Source organism: Streptomyces sp. NPDC024632 (genome assembly GCF_055559175.1).
On the sequence record NZ_JBVHLD010000011.1, the window covers coordinates 170,399 to 188,876 of the forward strand.

Sequence of the window (18,478 nt, forward strand, 5' to 3'; positions counted from 1 at the left end):
AATAACGGGCCATCTACTTCGTACAGTGTCCGTCCGCACTTCATGGTGGATCCCAACAGAAGCGCATGCGGGCGGGGCCCCGCCGCCGGTCGGCCGGGCCCCGCTTCTTGTCGCTTTTTGCCCGTCCTTGACGGGCATTCGGGTCAGCGTCCGGCGACGGCCTCGGCCAGGGCGAGGACCCTGCGGGCCTCTTCCACGTGCAGATTCTCGATCATCCTGCCGTCCACGGTGACCACGCCTCGCCCCTGTGACGTGGCCTCTTCGAAGGCTTCGACGATCCGGCGGGACCTGTCGATCTCCTCCTGCGCGGGGGCGAAGATCCGGTTGCACGGTTCGAGCTGCGTGGGGTGGATCAGCGTTTTGCCGTCGAAGCCGAGCTGCCTGGCTTGTCGGGTCTCGGCTTCGAAGCCGGGCAGATCACGTACGTCGTTGTAGACACCGTCCAAGACGGCCTTGCCGCTGGCGCGGGCCGCGAGCAGGGCGAGCGACAGACCGGTGAGCAGCGGGGCCCTGCCCGGTACGTGCTCGGCGCGTAGTTCCTTGGCGAGGTCGTTGGTGCCCATGACGAGGACGGTGAGCCGCGGGGAGGCCGCCGCGATGGCCGCGGCGGCGAAGACGGCCCGCGGGGTCTCGATCATCGCCCAGATCGCGGTGCGGTCCGGGGCCCCGGCCCTCACCAGGGCCTCCTCGACCTCCCGTACGGTCTCCGGGGAGTCGACCTTCGGTACGACGACGGCGTCCGGGGCCGCTTCCGCCGCGGCCTTCACGTCGTCGGCGTGCCAGGGGGTGCCGGGCGCGTTGACCCGGACGGTCACCTCGCGGTAGCCGTACTCGCCGCTCGCCGCGGCCTCGGCGACGCGCTTGCGGGCGTCGGCCTTGGCGTCGGGGGCGACGGAGTCCTCCAGGTCGAGGATGAGGGCGTCGGTGGGGAGGGTCTTGGCCTTCTCCAGGGCGCGGTCGTTGGCGCCGGGCATGTAGAGGACGGAGCGGCGGGGGGTGATCCGGTCGTTCATCGGGTGTCCTCCTTCTCGGCCTGCTCGGCCTTCTCCACTTGCTCGGCCTTCTCCGATTGCTCGGCCTTCTCCACTTGCTCGGCCTTCTCCACTTGCTCGGCCTTCTCCGCCGCCGCGTAGGCGTCGGCCAGCTCCGGGTCGCGGGCGGCGAGGGCGTCCGCCAGTTCCGACACCACCAGGCACTGCTTGTACGTGGCGTCGTCCTGCATCTTGCCGTCGATCATCACCGCGCCCGTACCGTCGCCCATGGCGTCGATCACCCGGCGCGCCCAGGCCACGTCCTCGGGGGCGGGCGAGAAGACCCGCTTGGCGACGGCGATCTGCACCGGGTGCAGCGACCACGCGCCGACGCACCCGAGCAGGAAGGCGTTGCGGAACTGGTCCTCGCAGGCCGTCACGTCCTGGATGTCCCCGAAGGGCCCGTAGTACGGCAGAATCCCGTGCGCGGCGCAGGCATCGACCATTCGGGCGATCGTGTAGTGCCACAGGTCCTGCTGGTACGTCGCCCGGGGCGCGCCGTCGCCCTTCGGGTCCTCCCGCACCAGGTAGCCGGGGTGTCCCCCGCCGACCCTGGTGGTCTTCATCCGGCGGCTCGCGGCGAGGTCGGCCGGGCCGAGCGACAGCCCCTGCATCCGGGGGCTCGCGCCCGCGATCTCCTCCACATTGGCCACGCCGGTCGCCGTCTCCAGGATCGCGTGCACCAGGATCGGCCGTTCGACGTGTGCCTTGGCCTCGAGCTGCGCCAGCAGCCGGTCCACGTAGTGGATGTCCGCCGCGCCCTCCACCTTCGGCACCATGATGACGTCGAGGCGGTCGCCGATCTCCGTCACCAGCGTCAGCAGGTCGTCCAGCGCCCACGGCGAGTCCAGGCTGTTGATCCGCGTCCACAACTGCGTGTCGCCGAAGTCGTTCGCCTTCGCGACCGCCACCAGGCCCTCGCGCGCCGCCACCTTGCGGTCCGCCTGTACGGCGTCCTCCAGATTGCCCAGCAGCACGTCGACCTGCGGCGCCAGCGTCGGCACCTTCGCCGCCATCTTCTCGTTGCCGGGATCAAAGAAGTGGATCATCCGCGAGGGCCGGAACGGCACCTCCCGCACGGGGGCCGGTGCCCCCACGGCCAACGGCCGAAAGAAGTCCTTCGCCGAGCGCATTCCATCTCCCGTTTCATCGATCGAGGGTGGGGAGCCTACGTCTGTGCCCGCACGTATGAGCCCGCCCGCGCCCATCCGTACGCCGCTCACCTTATGACCGCGCCCCTCTCCGGGTTACCCGACAGTACGTGTGCCGTTCGTCACCGGCCCGTTTTCGATATCGGGCGAGATATACTCGACACCTGAGTTGATATCACCGGAGGTGCATCCTATGAGCCGGACCGTGATCGACCTGGACGACGAACTGCTCGCCGATGTGGCCCAGGCCCTTGGCACGGGCACGAAGAGAGAGACCGTCAACACAGCCCTGCGTGAGGTTTTGGAGAACCGGAGACGAGCGCTCGCCCTCACGCGTTTGCGTGCCCAAGCCGCCAACGGGGCCTTCGACTTGGAGATCTTCGAGGACAAGACGAACTACCGCCGGTGAGCGCGGCGCAGTTTCTGATCGACACCAGCGCCCTCGCACGGATCATGCGCGGCGACGCGGAGCAGTTCGGCTGGGACCAAGCGGCAGCGGCCGGTCTGATCGCCACCTGCCCGATCACCGAGTTGGAGTTCTTCTACAGCGCACGGTCGGCCGCTGACCGTGCGCAAGCCACCGCGGACATGCACATGCTGTTCGGCCGGGTGCCCGTGGACGACCGCGCGTACGACCGCGCCTGGCAAGTGCAGGGCCTCCTCACGGAACGCGGAGAGCACCGCGGCGCCGGCGCCGTGGACTTGGTGGTCGCCGCCACAGCGGAACTGCAGGGCCTCACCCTCCTGCACCGCGACCGCGACTTCGAGCGCGTCGCGGCCGTTACCGGCCAGGCACTCCAGTGGTACGGGCCTCCGGCCGGGAAGTAGTCGCCCCCAGGGCAAGCCGGGCTCGGGGGGCCTCCTACGGGTCCACGGAGTCGGAGACGGTGGCCGAGTCGCCTCGGACGACGTAGATGGCGCTGCCCGGCGGGGACTCGTCCGAGCGGGAGCGGAGGTCGGCGAGGTCGAAGCCGGGGGGCCAGCGGGTGCCGGTCTCGGTCCAGCGGACGGCGGTGAGGTCGGCGCCGCGCAGGTCGACCGAGGTGAGGTCGGTGACGGTGAAGTCGTCCAGGAGCAGGGCCATCCGCTGGTCGTCGTGGGTGACCAGGTGAGTGGCGAACTGGCGCCGCACCAGGGCGATCCGGACCGCGCCGAGGATGCGGGCGGCGCGTTCGGCCAGGGCCCGGTCGAGGCCGGGGGCGGCGGCGATTTCGTAGGCCAGATCAGCCGTCCGCGACAGGTAGGAGTCTCCTCCGGCGGCCATCCCGTGCATCGCCTCGCGGGCGAGTCGCAGAGCCTCCCTGAGATAGCCGTCCGCGGTCAGGGGCCGGCCGGGCGCCGGTTCAGCGCGCCCGAGGAAGGTCGCCGCACGGCGGAAAGCGCTGACGAACTCGGGTTCCCTGACCATATGCCGGGCGAAGTCGAGGACCGCCGCGAGCAGATCGACGCGGTCGAGGGCGCGCCCCCGGTCTCCGCCGTCGTCGTCCGCGAGGCGCTGTGCCAGGAAGACGGCCCGCGTACCGGCGGCGATCTGCGGCTGGCTCCGCACTTCCATGCGTCCGACGGCCGGGGTCAGCGTGGATTCAAACTTGGCCATGCCAGCAGGGAAGTTGACGTGCAGCATCGCCTCCACGAGGTTCGGACTCCTGGGCGGGGCGTACTTCGTGGTCGGGGCGGGTGGCGGCGGCGCGCCGGGAATCCGGTCCGGGTCCGGCGCGGGGAGTACGGACGCGAGGCCCGCGTCGACGTCGAGGGGCACGTCCTGTGTGAGAGCCGCGTGGCGGGACTGGAGCAGCACCTCGGACAGACCCGCCTCGATGTCGAGGACGGCGTCGAGGTCCCCGGCGAGGGAGCGGGCGCGCTCGGCGAGCAGCCGCTCGTCGCGGTGGTGTTCCGCGGTCACCGGTCGTCCTCCTCGGCGAGGAGACGCACGGCGGCGCGCCGCGCCTTCTTCAGACTGGCGCGTACGGCCTCGGGAGTCATCGTCAGTTGCTCGGCGATCTCGGCGGGCGCGTACCCGTCCAACGTCCAGGCCAGGATCTGCCGTTGGCGCGGCGGAAGACTCCGGAGCAGGGCGAGCGTCACATGCCGCTCCTCCCAGTCGGCGTACGCGTCCGGACGCGGCAGCAGCGAGGTGGGTTCCGGCACCTCGTCCACCGGGTCCTCCCGGACCGCCGCCGTCTTGCGGGCGAGCGCGCGGGCGGCGACGGTGCGGACGTACGCGCGCGGAGTGCGGACCGTGGTCCAGTAGCGGTGGACCTGGATCATCGCCTCCTGCGCCATGTCGGCCGCGACGGCCAGCGCGGCCCCGTGGTGCAGCAGAAAGACGACGAGGCCGCGTATCTCGGCGCGGTAGAAGTCCGAGAACTCCTCGTCCACGGTGCCGCGTACGCGCTCGGGGGCGCCGGTCTCCCCCGGTAAGCGCTGTGCCGACGCGGTGGTCGGCGGTTCATGGTCGGTCACGTGCTCTCATCGTCCCTTCGGCCCGCCGCGCGGCTGATCGTCAGGTGGAGCCGGTGGCCGCCACCGCGTGCGTCGTCCAGTTCCAGCCGGTCCCCCGCCCCGAGGCCGTTGACGGCCTCGGCGAGATACGCGGCGCGCGCGTGCTCGTAACGCGCCCGCCAGCGCAGCCGCAGCCAATACCCCAGCAGCGCGCACCCCTTGGCCGTGAGAACCGAGAGAACGGTGACGGCAAGCGTGGCCCGGTCCATGGTGTCCCTCCCCGAGGGGCCGTGGATTTCGGCCCGCTACAGAAGAAGAGGCGCGGGACCGTACCCCGCGTGAACCCGTACAACCGGACTGTACGAGCCGGACGAGGGTGGCGCGGGTTTGGGACGGAAATAGAGATCGCATGCCCTACGGAAAGCGACCACGAAAAAACTCAGCGTGGCGCGTCATCGGCGCCACGGTCGGCCAGTTCAGGCGTGCGAGCGGTATGTCGCAGCAGCGGCTCGCCGACGAGGTGAATCTCAGCCTGGACCAGATCGCATCGATCGAGCAGGGCCGCAGACCGCTCGGCCTGCGGCTGGCCCGCCAGCTCGACCAGTTGCTCCGCACGAGCCAGACGCTGGAGGTGGCCGTCGCCGAAGTCCCGCAGGCGGAGCGGTATCCGCTGTTCGCGCAGGACTACATGGAGGAGGAGCCGCTGGCGCTGAGCCTGATGTCGTACGAGACGGTCGTCGTCCCCGGCCTGCTCCAGACCGAGGAGTACGTCCGAGCGGTGATCAACCAGGTTTACCCGCCCCTGAGCCCGGACGAGATCGAGGAACGGATCGCGGACCGCTTGGCGCGGCTGAAGGTCTTCGACCGCAAGCCCCCGCCGAACATGACGCACGTCATCGAGGAGTCGATCCTTCACCGTCCGATCGGTGGCCGTAACGCGTTGCGTCGCCAGATCCAGCACCTGCGGGCGCTGGCCGATTTGCCCTTCGTCACCATCCAGATCATGCCGACGGATTGCGAGCATCACGCCGGGCTCGACGGCTCCATGGTGCTGCTGGAAACGCCCGCTCACGAGCACTTGGCGTACATCGAGGGGCAGCGTGTCAGCGTCCTCGTCGATGATCCAGATGAAGTCAGCGTGCTCCAGCAGAAATATGGGATGCTGCGTGCGCAGGCCCTCACTCCCGAGGAGAGCAAGCGCCTGCTGGACGATCTGCTAGGAGACCGATGAACCGCGCAGCACGGCCGCAGCCCTCCTCCGACTTGGTCTGGGTCAAGTCCAGCTACAGCGGCAGCGAGGGCGGGAACTGCATCGAATTCGCCTACGACTGGCGCAAGTCCTCGTACAGCAGTGATGCGGGCGGGAACTGCGTCGAGGTCGCGTGCGACTGGCACAAGTCCTCACACAGCACCGGCGACGGCGGCAACTGCGTCGAGGTCGCCGCGCATCCGCAGGCGATTCACATCCGCGACTCGAAGGACCCCGAGGGCCCGGCGCTCACCGTCACGCCCGCCGCGTGGTCGGCGTTCGTGACGTTCGCCGCCGCGCAGCAGCCCGCGCTCTGACGTATCGGGCGACACGTCCGACGGATCGCCCGCACGGCGTGAGTGCGGGCGCCGCCGTTGCGGTCCTAGACTCGGCTCATGGGTAGGACCGACCGCGCCAGCCGGGTGATCGCGGCACCACCGGCGACCATCTACGGCGCCCTCATCGACCGCGACTCCCTCGAAGCCTGGCTGCCGCCGGACGGTATGCGCGGCCGGATCGAGCACTGGGACCCCCGCCCCGGCGGCGGCTTCCGTATGGTGCTCACGTATCTCGACGCGGCCGACAGCCCGGGCAAGTCCTCGGACGCGACGGACGTCGTCACGGTCGCCTTCACGCAATTGGTCCCGCACCGCCGCGTCGTCCAGCAGGCCGTCTTCGAGGCGGACGACCCTTTGTATGCGGGCACCATGACGATGACCTGGTCTCTCACGCCCACCGACGACGCCGCCGACGCCACCGAGGTCGCCGTCACCGCCACCGACGTACCGCCCGGTATCGACCAGGCCGACCACGAAACCGGCATCGCCTCCTCGCTCGCCAACCTCGCCACGTACGTCGAACCGATCGGCTGACCGGCCCCGGCTGGGCGAGTGGTACGCAATCGTTGCAGGTAGAGGGTTGTCTCCTGCCGGTAGGCCCTGTGTACTCGGCGGCATGAGTGACAGACAGCCACCTCCATACGACGGCGACAACGGCGGACAGTCCGGCCCCTGGGAGCACAACCCGCAGGGGCAGCAACAGCCCAACCCCTATGGCCAGCCCGGCCCTTACGGGCAGGGACCCATACCGTCCTACCCCGGCGGCGGCCAGCCTGACGTCGCGAACTACGGTCAACAGCCGACCGGAATGCCCCCGTTGGCCAACTGGGGGGCGCGGGCGGGTTCGTATCTCATCGACGCGCTCATCCTCGGTGTCCCGTACGCGATCCTGCGCTTCGGCATCGGCGGCACGGCCGGGGCCCTGCTGGGCGCGGTCGTCGCCCTGGCCGGTTCGATCTACTTCTCCTACATGGAGGGTACGACCGGGCAGACGCCGGGCAAGAAGGTCGTGGGCACCCGCACGCTGCGCGAGGCGGACGGCCAGGTCCTCGGCTTCGGTCTGGCCTTCGGCCGGCGCCTGCTGCACATCCTGGACGCTCTGCCCTGCTACCTCGGCTTCCTGTGGCCCGCCTGGGACGCCAAGAAGCAGACCTTCGCGGACAAGATCGTCCACTCCGTCGTCATCAAGCCCTGACCCGCACCCTGTTGTCCGTGTGCCCCGGCCCTGCCGCCGGGGCGCCCGGACACGGATAGGCCCGCCTCCATGGACTGGGACCGCGAACGTCCCTGGCGCGACAACATATGGGTCCGCCTCGCGCCCGCCGTGCTCTACGTCGCCGTGTGCCTGTTCTGGCTGCCCGCCCCCACCGTCCCGCTCGTCGGCGGCATGGCCGGCGGCTTGGTGTTTGCGTGGCGAGACCTGAGAAGCCGGCGGCACATCGCCTCAGAGACCGGGCTCACCCCCCGGCAGGTCGCCGTGGCCGCCCGCCTCATGCGCAAGGAGGTCATCCCCTCCGACCCCGCGGCCCGCCACGCCATGACCCTCCTCCTGCACCGCCAACGCCGGGCAGCCCGCACCACCCGCCGCCTGGCGCTCGCCCTCGCCACCCTCTTCGCCGCCCTGGGCGCCGCCGTGCTCCTGTGGGGCCCCACCGCCAAGGACCTCGCCGCCATCTACCTGGCCCTCGCCGCCCTCCTTCTCCTCACCGCCCTCCCCTCCACCCGCCGCACCACCCACCGCCTGGCCCGCACCGAAGCCCACCTCACCCCGCCCCCTCCCCTGCTGGAGCAGTGATCCGCAGGCCGCGACCACCTGTTCCGGTCATCGGGAACCCCGCCGCAGTTCCCACACGTCACTCATGACCGAGGTGAAACAATGCCCCGGAGCTGACGGGGACCACGGGGGGGACGGGCGTCACCACGCCGGACGGCAGCGTCTGGCGCTATCTGTACGACGCGCTGGGCCGCCGGATCGCCAAGCAGCAGTGGGGCGACAGCGGCCTCATCGCGGAGACCGTGTTCGTCTGGGACGGCGCGCGCATGACGGAAGAGGTGACGGGGCAGGCCGCCACGACCTGGGAGTACGCGCCTGGCACACACCGTCCGCTGGCCCAGATCGACGAACGCTTCTACGCCATCGTCACCGATCTCATCGGTGCCCCCAGCGAACTCATCGGCTCCGACGGCGATGTGGCGTGGCGGAGCACGCGCACGGTATGGGACCGGCAACCAGCCGTCGGCGGGCAGACCGACTGCCCTCTGCGCTTCCCCGGCCAGTACGCCGACGCCGAGACCGGACTCCACTACAACCATCTGCGGTATTACGACCCGGTCACCGCCCGCTACCAGAGCCCCGATCCCCTCGGCCTGGTCCCGGCTCCCAACCACCACACGTATGTGGAGAATCCATACGACGAGATCGACCCGTTCGGCCTGAGTCCCTGTACGGAACTGGGTCGCGCCCTCAAGCCGGGCGAGATCTTCATCTACCGTGCCGTCCAGGCCAAGGAGCTGGCACAGCTGCTCAAGACACGGCGGTTCGAGAACGTCCTCGGCATCGAGACCAAGTACTTCTCGACGACGATGGAGGGCGCGGCGGCTTATGCCCGGGCCGCGTTCAAGGCGTACAAGGAAGAAGGTCCTTATACCCTGGTCAGATCGGTGATCCACAAGGACGCGATCAACCCCGAGAGCCTGATCGACCACCTGGCGGACGCGGGCGGCGGAATCGACGCTCTGGCCCTGTCCGTGGAAGAGATGGCCCACGCGGGACGAGTTCGCATCCTTCCCTTCATGCCCCTGCCCTGATGCACCCCTTCTGAGTGGAACGCGACGTGGACATCATCATCGTTTCGGACAACGCACGGCTTCTTGAGGTGTGGCGGCGGCATTTGGGGGATGGTCTGCCGGTGGAGTTGTGGGAGGCCGAGGCCCGGGATGTGGGCGCTGATGCCGTGATGGTGGCCGGGGTGTTCGCGCACGGGCGGTACGGGGGGAGGCCGACGCCGGGGCGGGCGCAGATTTTGCGGAACGTGCGGGGGGACGGTTATCCGGGTCTTGTCGTGGTGCCCGCCACGCGCCCGGCGATGCTGGACGGCGAGGGGCGACCGGTGGTGCGGCCGGAGTACGCCGACGTCAGCCCCGCGTATTTCGGGGTGTCGCGGGCGCTCGAGGCAGTGCGGGAGTGGAACGCGGGCGGGGAGGTGCCGCGAGTGGACGTACTGCTGTTTCCGCTCGGGCTGTTGGGAATGGAGTCCGTCGAGGACACGGCTACGCCGGAGGCCGTGGGGAGGGCGGTGCGTGAGGGGTGGGAGGCGCTGGGAGGGGCTAGCTGAGCCAGAGGGCTATCGCGTCGCCTTCTGCCGCTGCCGCTTGGAAGAAGGGGACGAGGGCCTCGTAGTGCTGGGTCGCGTATTCGAGCGTTTCGAGGGCCTCGCCCTCGACGCTCGGGTAGAGGACGCCCTCTTCGACCTCGGCTTCGGTGAGGTCCTTGGTGAGGGCGGCGGCGGGGAGTGCGGTCAGGGCGGCGGCGGCCGTGCGGACCTGGTCGGGGGTGAGGTAACGGGGCGGGCCGTAGCCCCAGTCGCCGGCGCCGGGTATCGGCTGGCCGCCGTGGACGATGTCGAGCGGGAACTCGATCCGCCGGAACAGGAAGTCCAGGGCGTCCCACGCCTTGTCGATGTCGAGACAGCGCGGCTGACCCGCGCCCGTGGTCTCCTCCGACTCGGCGTACATCAGGTCGAAGACGAACTCCTGCGTCCAGTCCGGTTCCCGGACGGCGCGGTCGAGTTCGGCGGGTGTCAGACGTGCGTAGTTCTCGATCATGCCCATGCGTCGCATGCTAGCGCCGGGGTCTGACACCCGCCGCCCCTGGAAAGGGGGTTACGGCCAGCGCATGGAGAGGTCGGGCTCCTTCTCCATGTTGCGGGAACCGTCGTTGGTGTCGACCAGCGTGAAACCGTGGTGCTCGTAGAAGGCGCGGGCGTCGGTGTTGCGCTGGAAGGCGAAGAGGGTGAGGCCGGCGGGGCTGTGCGCCTTGGCGCGGGCGAGGAGGCGGCTGCCGATGCCCTGGCGGCGCACCTCCGCCAGGAGGTAGAGGGCGTCGAGGACCCCGTCCTCGACGGACGCGTAGCCGACGACGGCGCCGCCCTGCTCGGCCACCCACACCGCCGAGCCGGGCAGCACGATGTCCCGCACCCACGCCTCCACTTGGGCGTCCGTCCGCTTGCGCGGCGGCAGGTACGGCATGGTCACCTCGCGCGAGGTGACGTGGACGTGCGCGATGGCGGCGGCGTCGGCCGCCACCGCGTCCCTGACGATGGTCTCGGGGGTGTCTGTCACCCGCGTGACCTTACGTATCGGGGGCCGTGGGCTCGACCCATTTTCCGTCACCCCTGCCAGGACGGCCCCGCCCGGGACGGCCCTTCGCAGGATCGGCCCTCGCACGATCTGCCCGCACGCGATGGGCCCTCGCGCGATCTGTCCTCACGCGATCGGCTACGCCAGCGTGACCGTCGCGTGATGGGACGCCCCCGCCTTCCCCGGCGCGACGGTGAGCCGGAGAGCGGCGCCGGTCGCGGCGACCGTCACCGTCGGGTCGTGGGCGGTGACGGCGGTGACCGCCCGGGACCAGGTCAGGTCGAAGGCGGTGCCGGTGTGCGTGGGGTCGCTGACGGACACGGTGGCGGTGGAGCCGGTCACCCGGATGAGAACGGCGGCCGGTGCCGTGACGGTGAGGGCGCCGACGGTCCCCGCGTTCCAGAAGTTGGCGGCGGTCACGCCGAGCGAGGGGACCGAAATGGCCTGCTGGGCCGCGTTGTTGGCGAGGACGGTGAGCCAGGAGGAGGCGGCGGCGCGGGCCGCGGTCGCGGCGGTCGTGGCGCCGGGCATGAGCAGATAGGCGTACGTACCGGCGGTCGGATCGACACCGTGGTCGTACCACGTGGTGAGGTAGCGGCGGGTGACGGCGTCCGTCGTGCCGCCGGTGTTGATGTCGTGCCAGGAGCCGGTGCGGGCCTCGCGCAGGGCGCTGAAGGTGGCACCGCCGGGGAAGACGTAGCCGCCGAAGCCCGCGAGCTGGGCCCACTTGGCGCCGGTGAAGGTCTTCGTCCAGCCGAGGGTGGCGGGTTGGGCGGTGCCGTCGACGGTGAAGGCGTGGGTGCCGCTCGCGCCGAGGTTGCGGTTGTCGATGACGGTCTCGATCCGTACGCCGTCGGTGGCCTTGATCCCGGCGCCGAGGCAGACGATCGCGTCGTCCAGGCAGAACCACGACTTCTTGCCGAGCATCGTGGAGCCGAGGCCCTTCACGTACTGCCCGACCGCCGCGAATTCGCCGTCCGTGGCGCCGCCCGCCCACACCGTGTCCGGCCGCGCCGCACCCCACGCGCCGCCGTACGCGTCGGCGAGCGGCTTCGTCGAGACGGTGGTGCCGGGCAGCCGGTACGGGTTGACGGTGGGCCAGAAGTCGTCGCTGTACTGGCCGTTGCCGAAGTCGGCGCCCCACCAGCTCAGCATGCCGTTGTTGGTGTGCCAGCCCCGCAGATTCTCGCCGTTGCCGGTCTCGTAGAACGTCGTGCGCGCCGAGCACATGCTGATCGATGCCGCCCAGCCCGAACGGCGGTGCACGGCACGGTCCATGGAGCCGAACAGCCGGTGCGCGACGGGTTCGGCGACGGCCGCCGTGCCCGTGGCGTCGGCGACGGCCTTCAGCCGGGACAGGTCGGCGACGCCGAGTTGGGGATCGGACAGCACCGGGCTGAAGGTGTCGCGGCCGATCCAGCCCTTCAACAGGCCCTTCCAGCGGGCTTGTTCCGCGGTGGACGCGCCCTGCGCGAGGACGGCGATGTTGGCCAGCAGGGTGTGGCCGCGCAGGTGGTCGTCCTGCTTGACGTGCTGCGCGTCGGCCGCCGAGACGCCCCGGCTCTGGGCGCGGCCGACCACCGGGTCCATCAGCAGACCGTTGTAGATCCACGGCGCGTACGCCTTCTCGACCATGTCCAGGAAGAGCTGCCGGTTCGGGTCGGTCACCGCCCAACCGGAGCCGCCCAGCAGGGCGAAGAGCCGTCCGAGCCCGTCGATGAGCACCTGCCCGTACGACCCCGTGTACGGCACCCATGCGTGCTGGATGAACGACCCGTCCGCGTAGAAGCCGTCGCCCGTCGTCACGTACGGGAACACCGGCGACAGCGCGTCCCTGGCCAGCGCGAGCTTCGCGTCGCTCTTGCCGATCACCCCGCGCAGCGCCAGCACCCGGCACAGGTCGACGCGGTTGGCGCCCGTGCTCGTACCCGCGTACGACGCGACCGCCGAGTCCGGCACGAAGTGGTCAACCGCCGCTGTCCAGGCGGATATCCGGTCCGCCGAGAGGCTGCCGCTGTCGTAGGCGAGGGCGCAGATGTCCAGGAGCAGGCGCGGGCTGCCGATCTGCCAGTCCCACCAGTTGTCGTACGTGGTCCGGGTCGCGTTGTACGCCTGGGTGTGGAGGTGGTCGAGGCCGGTCACGACCTTGGCGAGCAGGGCGGGGTCGGCGGTGGAGCCGGTGCCGGGCTGGGCCCACGCCTGGGCCATCGTGCTGAGCCGGGCGTAGCTGTTGGTGACGCCGGCCGAGGCGGTCAGGAAGGGGTAGTCGGGCCATAGCGAGCCGCTGGCCGGGGCCATGCTCGCCGCGTACGTACGGGCGTTGGCGCCGAGGGCGGTGAGCTTGGCGGCGTAGGGGGCGGCGGCCGGGTCGAAGCCGGTGCCGAGAAGGAGGGTGCGCCAGCGGGCGCGTAGGGTGTCGTAGGCGTCGGGGGCCACTGTCGTCGCGTCGGCCGTCGTTGCCGCGTAAGCGGTTACCGTGGACGGCAGATTCGTGAGGGGTACGGCGAGGGCCGCGGCGCTCAGCGACTGGATGAGGGTGCGGCGAGACCAGGTCGGGGGCATGTCGGGGGAACCTCCGGGCGCATCGGGAGTGTTTCCGCTCAAGTGCAAACGGTTTCTAACACGGCGGCGCACAGGACAGCAATGGTCTGGACAACGTGGGTGCGGGGAGGTGGTGCGGGGAGGTGCGGGCGGGCGGCCTTCGGGCGCGAGGGCGTGGCGTGGGCGTGGGCCCGGCCCTTGGGCTGGGGCTGGCACTGAGGCTGGGCCTGGGCCTGGGCTCGGCCCTGGGCGTCAGGCTCGGTCGCGCGCGCCGGGCACCACGAGCCCGGACTCGTACGCGGCCACGACCGCCTGCGTGCGGTCGCGCAGCCCCAACTTCATCAGCACCCGGCTGACATGGGTCTTCACCGTCTCCTCCGTGATCAGCAGCCGCTTGCCGACCTCCGAGTTGGACAGGCCCTCCGCGACCAGGCGCAGCACCTGCGTCTCGCGGGGGGTGAGGGCGGCGAGGGCCGTATGCACGCTCGGGGCCTTCGGTGGCTCCGGGTCGCCCTGCCCTGAATCGCCGTGCTCCGGGCGGCGGTTGGCGAATTCGCTGATCAGCCGACGGGTCACCGTGGGGGCGAGCAGTGCCTGGCCCTCCGCGACGACCCGCACCGCGTCGAAGAGGCGCTCCGCGGTGACGTCCTTGAGCAGAAAGCCGCTCGCGCCCGCGCGCAGGGCGTCGTACACGTACTCGTCCAGGTCGAACGTGGTCAGGATGAGGACGCGCGGGCCCTGCGCGGAGCCGGGCTGGGCGGCCAGCCGCCGCGTCGCCTCGATGCCGTCCATGGTCGGCATCCGTACGTCCATCAGGACGACGTCCGGGCGCAGTTCGGCGCAGACGCGTACGGCCTCGGCGCCGTCGCGCGCCGTGCCGACGACGGCGAAGTCGGGTTGCGTGTCGAGCAGGGCGGCGAAGCCGGTGCGGACGACGTGGTGGTCGTCGGCCACGACGAGACGGATAGCGTCCGGCGCGGGCGCGGCATCGGGTGCGGGCGCGGCATCGGGTGCGGGTGTGGGTGTGGCCCGGTCCGGGGTCATCGGGGCTGCTCCGGGGCGGAGTTGGCGGGCAGGACCGTCTCGACGAGGAAGCCGCCGCCGTACGCGGGGCCGGTGCGCAGCTCGCCGCCGACGGCCGCCGCGCGTTCACGCATGCCGAGCAGGCCGAGGCCGCCGCCGGGCGGTGACGCGGGGGGCGGACCCGGCCCGTTGTCCCGGATGCGCAGCGCCAACGTCCCTTCGTCGTAGTGCAGTTCGACGTCCACGGCGGCGCCGGGGGCGTGCCGTCTGGCGTTGGTCAGGGCTTCCTGGACGATGCGGTACGCGGCCAGTTCGACGCCCGGGTCCAGTTCCAGGGCCGCGCCACGAACGATGAGGCGGGCGCCCGTGCCCGAGGTGTCGCGCGCCTCGTCCAGCAGCTCGTTGAGCTGGAGCAGGCCGGGTTGCGGCTCGCGCGGCGGCTCGGCTTCGGCGTCCTCGCGCAGGACGCCGAGCAGCCGCCGCATCTCGGTCAGGGCCGACCGTGCCGTGTCGCCGATCGCCGACAGCTTCGCGGCTCCCGCCTCCGGCATTCCCGGCGTCGTGAGCCGCGCCGTCTCCGCCTGGACCGCGACCATCGAGATGTGGTGCGCCACGACGTCGTGCAACTCCCGTGCGATCCGAGCCCGTTCGCCCCGCGCGGTGTGCTCGACCAGCGATCCGGTCAGCCGCTCCCGCACCGCGCTGTGCGCCTTCGCCTCGTCGCGCGCCCGGCGCGCGATCCCCGACCAGGCCGCCGCCGGGGCCGCCGCCGCGAGCAGCAGCGTCAGGACCGCCGTCTCGTGGGCCAGGGCCAGCGCCACGTACGGCAGGGCCAGCAGCGCCGCCGCCACCGGTGGGCCTCTGCGGCCCAGCTCGTGGAGCACCGCCGCCTGGGCGCAGGCGCCGCCCACCGTCAGGGCGTGGAACGGTGTCACGGCCACCGTCGTCGCCGCCGTCACGGTCGCCGCCGCCACGGCGGGATTCTGCCGTACGAACGCGAGCGGCACCGTCGTCGCCAGCGCGAGCAGCACCATCGCGGCGGCGAACCTCCCGCTCACCCCGCTGGCACTCGTCCGCGCGACGCACTCCCCCACCGCGCCCGCCGCGGCCACCGCTGCCCCCACCCCCACCCAGCGGTCCGCTTCCCTCACCCCCTCATTCTCCCCACCCCTCCCTCCCCCGCCATCCCCCACGCGAGGGACCCGTCCGGTGGGGGCGGGCAGGGCACGGACGGCGGCCGTCAGCCGGCCGACGGGGCCGCCAGCAGCACGACTCGGTCGGCTTCGACGTCGAACCCGAGGACCGGGTGGCGTCGGTCCACGTCGCCCTCGGGTGTCATCACCACCGGCTTGCCCAGCCGACGTCCGAGGGCACGAAGGAATCCGCAGAGCACGTCCAGCCGCTCCTGGCCCTGGAGTTCTCGCAGGTCCACGTCGAAGCCGATCTCGTCGGCCGACTCCATCCGGAAGATCGCCAGCACGTCCCGCGTCGGCCGGACGCGCAGGTCCGCGCAGTCGGCGTCGTCAGGCCGCGACAGGACCGCTTCGGCGCGCGGCAGCGGCATGACCGCGCCGCCCTCGGCGTACTCGCTCCGCCAGCCGGTCTCCCCGACCAGGTCAAAGACCTTCTGCCAGTCCTCGACCGTGGTCTGTTCGATCCACACGTCGGGAAGGCGTCCCTCCCACTCGAGGTCGAAGAAGGGCTTCACGTCATCCCACCGCAGCTCGGACACCTGCCCATGCTGACCCCGTCACCGAGGCGTACGCACCTGGGTTTCCGCGCGGTTCGCCGCGGCCCTGGAGAGAGCGGCTCGCCGCGGGAGCGAGGTCGCCCGCAGGGGGTCGCTCCGGTGGGGGACGACCGGGGGGGTGGGGGGTGCATAGCTTGGGCGGCATGGAGATTGAGGTGCGGGGGCTGCGGAAGCGGTACGGGGGGACGGCGGCGTTGGACGGGATGACGTTCGGGGTGAGGGAGGGGGAAGTGACGGGGTTCGTCGGGCCGAACGGGGCGGGGAAGTCGACGACGATGCGGGTGGTGCTGGGCCTTGACGAGGCGGACGAGGGGACGGCGTTGATCGGGGGGACGCCGTACGGGAAGCTGCGGGATCCGCTGCGGAAGGTGGGGGCGCTGCTGGACGCGGCGGCCCTCCAGCCGAGCAGGAGCGCGCGGAACCATCTGCTGTGGCTGGCGCACGCGCAGGGCCTGGGGGCGCGCCGGGTGGACGAGGTGATCGAGCAGGCGGGGCTGGGACCGGCGGGGCGGCGGAAGGCGTCGGGGTTCTCGCTGGGGATGCGGCAGCGCCTGGGGATCGCGGCGGCGCTGCTCGGCGACCCGCAGGTGCTGATGCTGGACGAGCCGTTCAACGGGCTCGACCCCGAAGGCATCGCCTGGATGCGCGGCTTCCTCAAGTCGCTCGCCGCACAGGGCCGTTCCGTCCTGCTGTCGAGTCATCTCATGAGCGAGTTGCAGGACACGGCGGACCACCTCGTGGTGGTGGGCCGGGGCAAGGTCATCGCGGACACGAGCGTGAGCGAACTGATCGGGGCCGCGTCCGGCGACCGGGTGACGCTGCGGACGACGGCGCGCTCCGACGCGATGACGGTCCTGGCACGGGCCGGGGCGACCGTGGCGGCCATCGACCGCGAGACGCTGACCGTCGAGGGGCTCGCGCCCGAGGACGTCGTACGGCTGCTCGGCGGGAGCGGCGTGCCGTTCTCCGAAGTGTCGTCGCACCGGGCGACGTTGGAGGAGGCGTATATGGAACTCACCCGTGACGCCGTGGAGTTCCGGGCCGCCGAGCCCGTACGCCACGACCTCCCCGGTGGGGAGACGGCCCGGTGAGCGCCCCCGTTCTGCGTCAACTCCGCGCCGAATGGACCAAATTCCGCACGGTACGGGGCTGGGTGATCGGCCTCGCCGCCGCCGCGCTCGTGACCGTCGTCGTCGGCGTGCTCAGCGCGCAGACCTCGCACGCCACCTGCCCGGGCCAGCGCCCCGACCAGCCCTGCACGGGCCCGAGGGCGCCCGGCGGCCAGGCCGTGACGGACTCCTTCTACTTCGTGCACCGGCCGCTCGCGGACCACGGCGGCCTCACCGTCCGCGTCACCTCACTGACCGGCTCTCCCGCCCCCTGGGCCAAAACCGGGATTCTCGTGAAGGCGGGCACCCAACAGGGCTCTTCCTACGCCGCGTTGATGGTGACGGCCGCCCACGGCGTCCGCCTCCAGCACGACTTCACGCACGACACGGCCGGCGCGCCCGGCGCCGTATCGGCCGCGTCCCCGCGCTGGCTGCGGCTGACCAGGTCGGGCGCCACGCTGACCGGTGAGGAGTCGACGGACGGCACGCACTGGACGGCGGTCGGAACGGCGCGGCTGACCGGGCTGCCGTCCGCCTCGGCCCCGGTCCAGGCGGGCCTGTTCACCACCTCTCCCCCGCTGACCGAGGCGTCCCGCCAGCGCTACGGCGGCGTGAACAGCACCGACCAGGTCACCCGCGCCACCGGCACCTTCGACCACGTCACCCTCAACGGCGGTGCCACCGAGGGCGCTTGGCGCGGCGAGCAGATCGGCGGCGACATCGCGGGCGAGACGGCAGGGCCCTCCGGCTACCGCGAACAGTCCGACGGCAGCTTCACCGTCTCCGGTACCGGCGACATCGCGCCGAACGTCGGCGGACCGTCCGCCGGCGGCGGCGAGACCATCGAGCGCAGCCTCCTCGGCACCTTCACCGGGCTGATCGTGGTGATCGTGATCGGTACGACGTTCATCACCGCCGAGTACCGGCGCGGGCTGATCCGTACCACTCTCACCGCGAGCCCCAGGCGCGGCCGTGCGCTGGCCGCGAAGGCCGTCGTCATCGGCGCCGTCACCTTCGCCGCCGCGCTGCCCGCCGCCGCCGCGGCCGTGCTCCTGGGCAAGTGGCTGGTCCGGCCGAACGGTTTCACCTTCCCGGTGACCGCGCTCACGCAGGTGCGGGTCATCGCGGGCACCGCCGCGCTCCTCGCGCTCTGCGCCGTGCTCGCCCTTGCCGTGGGCGCGGCCCTGCGCCGCAGCGTGGCCGCCGTGACGGCGGTCTTCGCCGCCACCGTCGTCCCCTACCTGCTCGCCACCGGCTCCGTCCTCCCCGAAGGACCGGCCCGCTGGCTGCTCAGGACCACCCCGGCCGCGGGCTTCGCGATCCAGCAGAACATGCCGCGCTACGGCTGGGTGGACAGCACGTACACCCCCGCGTTCGGCTACTTCCCGCTCCCGCCGTGGGGCGGACTCGCCGTCCTGGCCGCGTGGGCGGCGGCGGCTCTGCTCGGGGGCGGGCTGCTGCTGCGGGGACGGGACGCGTGACGGA

At 71.6% G+C, this 18,478-nt stretch carries 22 protein-coding genes; 11 read left to right on the top strand and 11 right to left on the bottom strand.

The features are described from left to right. Positions 1–143: 143 nt before the first annotated feature. Together ACZ37P_RS23640 and ACZ37P_RS23645 are read right to left on the bottom strand one after the other, a co-directional pair. Positions 144–1,013, bottom strand: coding sequence for an HpcH/HpaI aldolase/citrate lyase family protein (locus tag ACZ37P_RS23640; RefSeq protein ID WP_355349394.1), 870 nt, complete (start codon positions 1,011–1,013; stop codon positions 144–146). Next, complete coding sequence (locus ACZ37P_RS23645; protein WP_467348481.1) at positions 1,010–2,164, bottom strand: HpcH/HpaI aldolase/citrate lyase family protein; 1,155 nt, start codon at positions 2,162–2,164, stop codon at positions 1,010–1,012. The genes ACZ37P_RS23640 and ACZ37P_RS23645 overlap by 4 nt, the downstream gene beginning before the upstream one ends. Before the next feature lie 211 nt (positions 2,165–2,375). Here ACZ37P_RS23645 and ACZ37P_RS23650 point away from each other — a divergent pair, with 211 nt between their 5' ends. Together ACZ37P_RS23650 and ACZ37P_RS23655 are read left to right on the top strand one after the other, a co-directional pair. Next, on the top strand, positions 2,376–2,591 hold the full coding sequence (locus ACZ37P_RS23650; protein WP_355349388.1) for a type II toxin-antitoxin system VapB family antitoxin: 216 nt from the start codon (positions 2,376–2,378) through the stop codon (positions 2,589–2,591). Beyond that, on the top strand, positions 2,588–3,010 hold the full coding sequence (locus tag ACZ37P_RS23655) for a PIN domain-containing protein (protein WP_467348483.1): 423 nt from the start codon (positions 2,588–2,590) through the stop codon (positions 3,008–3,010). Before ACZ37P_RS23650 ends, ACZ37P_RS23655 begins: the two co-directional genes overlap by 4 nt. 34 nt (positions 3,011–3,044) lie before the next feature. On the opposite strand, the gene ACZ37P_RS23660 is transcribed toward ACZ37P_RS23655, so the two are convergent. Genes ACZ37P_RS23660 through ACZ37P_RS23670 form a run of 3 tightly spaced genes read right to left on the bottom strand, consistent with a single transcriptional unit; the run spans position 3,045 to position 4,893 of the window. Further along, positions 3,045–4,085, bottom strand: coding sequence for a hypothetical protein (locus tag ACZ37P_RS23660; RefSeq protein ID WP_467348485.1), 1,041 nt, complete (start codon positions 4,083–4,085; stop codon positions 3,045–3,047). Further along, positions 4,082–4,645, bottom strand: a complete 564-nt coding sequence (locus ACZ37P_RS23665; RefSeq protein ID WP_391161472.1) for an RNA polymerase sigma factor — start codon at positions 4,643–4,645, stop codon at positions 4,082–4,084. Before ACZ37P_RS23665 ends, ACZ37P_RS23660 begins: the two co-directional genes overlap by 4 nt. Beyond that, positions 4,642–4,893 (bottom strand): hypothetical protein, encoded by a 252-nt coding sequence (locus tag ACZ37P_RS23670; RefSeq protein WP_355349376.1) that lies wholly within the window; start codon positions 4,891–4,893, stop codon positions 4,642–4,644. The genes ACZ37P_RS23665 and ACZ37P_RS23670 overlap by 4 nt, the downstream gene beginning before the upstream one ends. Positions 4,894–5,033: 140 nt before the next feature. On the opposite strand from ACZ37P_RS23670, the gene ACZ37P_RS23675 reads away from it, so the two are divergent. The 7 genes from ACZ37P_RS23675 to ACZ37P_RS23705 all read left to right on the top strand — a co-directional run bounded on the left by ACZ37P_RS23675 (position 5,034) and on the right by ACZ37P_RS23705 (position 9,546). Then, on the top strand, positions 5,034–5,855 hold the full coding sequence (locus ACZ37P_RS23675; protein ID WP_467348487.1) for a helix-turn-helix domain-containing protein: 822 nt from the start codon (positions 5,034–5,036) through the stop codon (positions 5,853–5,855). After that, entirely contained in the window at positions 5,852–6,190 is a 339-nt protein-coding gene (locus ACZ37P_RS23680; protein ID WP_467348489.1) for a DUF397 domain-containing protein, read from the top strand. Before ACZ37P_RS23675 ends, ACZ37P_RS23680 begins: the two co-directional genes overlap by 4 nt. Before the next feature lie 78 nt (positions 6,191–6,268). Next, complete coding sequence (locus tag ACZ37P_RS23685; RefSeq protein ID WP_391161476.1) at positions 6,269–6,745, top strand: SRPBCC family protein; 477 nt, start codon at positions 6,269–6,271, stop codon at positions 6,743–6,745. Positions 6,746–6,827: 82 nt separating this feature from the next. Continuing rightward, positions 6,828–7,406, top strand: coding sequence for an RDD family protein (locus tag ACZ37P_RS23690; protein ID WP_355349367.1), 579 nt, complete (start codon positions 6,828–6,830; stop codon positions 7,404–7,406). A 69-nt stretch (positions 7,407–7,475) separates the two neighbouring features. After that, positions 7,476–8,006, top strand: coding sequence for a hypothetical protein (locus tag ACZ37P_RS23695; protein WP_467348492.1), 531 nt, complete (start codon positions 7,476–7,478; stop codon positions 8,004–8,006). A gap of 152 nt (positions 8,007–8,158) precedes the next feature. Further along, positions 8,159–9,019, top strand: coding sequence for an RHS repeat domain-containing protein (locus ACZ37P_RS23700; protein WP_467348572.1), 861 nt, complete (start codon positions 8,159–8,161; stop codon positions 9,017–9,019). A gap of 26 nt (positions 9,020–9,045) precedes the next feature. Continuing rightward, positions 9,046–9,546 carry a hypothetical protein gene (locus tag ACZ37P_RS23705; RefSeq protein WP_402710918.1) on the top strand — a complete coding sequence of 167 codons (501 nt, stop codon included), beginning with the start codon at positions 9,046–9,048 and terminating at the stop codon, positions 9,544–9,546. On the opposite strand, the gene ACZ37P_RS23710 is transcribed toward ACZ37P_RS23705, so the two are convergent. From ACZ37P_RS23710 to ACZ37P_RS23735, 6 genes are all read right to left on the bottom strand, one after another. After that, positions 9,539–10,042, bottom strand: coding sequence for a YfbM family protein (locus ACZ37P_RS23710; protein ID WP_355348154.1), 504 nt, complete (start codon positions 10,040–10,042; stop codon positions 9,539–9,541). The two genes, ACZ37P_RS23705 and ACZ37P_RS23710, sit on opposite strands and share 8 nt — an antisense overlap. 51 nt (positions 10,043–10,093) lie before the next feature. Continuing rightward, entirely contained in the window at positions 10,094–10,552 is a 459-nt protein-coding gene (locus tag ACZ37P_RS23715) for a GNAT family N-acetyltransferase (RefSeq protein WP_355348151.1), read from the bottom strand. Positions 10,553–10,708: 156 nt separating this feature from the next. Then, the gene (locus ACZ37P_RS23720) at positions 10,709–13,132 is read right to left on the bottom strand and encodes a polysaccharide lyase 8 family protein (protein WP_467348495.1); all 2,424 of its coding nucleotides are present in this window, start codon (positions 13,130–13,132) and stop codon (positions 10,709–10,711) included. 231 nt (positions 13,133–13,363) lie between these two features. After that, on the bottom strand, positions 13,364–14,155 hold the full coding sequence (locus ACZ37P_RS23725) for a response regulator (RefSeq protein WP_467348497.1): 792 nt from the start codon (positions 14,153–14,155) through the stop codon (positions 13,364–13,366). Further along, a complete protein-coding gene (locus tag ACZ37P_RS23730) occupies positions 14,152–15,285 on the bottom strand; it encodes a sensor histidine kinase (protein WP_467348498.1) in 1,134 nt (377 codons plus the stop codon). The genes ACZ37P_RS23725 and ACZ37P_RS23730 overlap by 4 nt, the downstream gene beginning before the upstream one ends. An 89-nt stretch (positions 15,286–15,374) precedes the next feature. Then, complete coding sequence (locus tag ACZ37P_RS23735; RefSeq protein ID WP_391044784.1) at positions 15,375–15,866, bottom strand: hypothetical protein; 492 nt, start codon at positions 15,864–15,866, stop codon at positions 15,375–15,377. Positions 15,867–16,027: 161 nt separating this feature from the next. Here ACZ37P_RS23735 and ACZ37P_RS23740 point away from each other — a divergent pair, with 161 nt between their 5' ends. Both ACZ37P_RS23740 and ACZ37P_RS23745 read left to right on the top strand, forming a co-directional pair. Next, positions 16,028–16,975 carry an ATP-binding cassette domain-containing protein gene (locus ACZ37P_RS23740; RefSeq protein WP_402710924.1) on the top strand — a complete coding sequence of 316 codons (948 nt, stop codon included), beginning with the start codon at positions 16,028–16,030 and terminating at the stop codon, positions 16,973–16,975. Beyond that, a complete protein-coding gene (locus ACZ37P_RS23745; RefSeq protein WP_467348499.1) occupies positions 16,972–18,474 on the top strand; it encodes a DUF1349 domain-containing protein in 1,503 nt (500 codons plus the stop codon). The genes ACZ37P_RS23740 and ACZ37P_RS23745 overlap by 4 nt, the downstream gene beginning before the upstream one ends. Positions 18,475–18,478 lie beyond the last annotated feature (4 nt).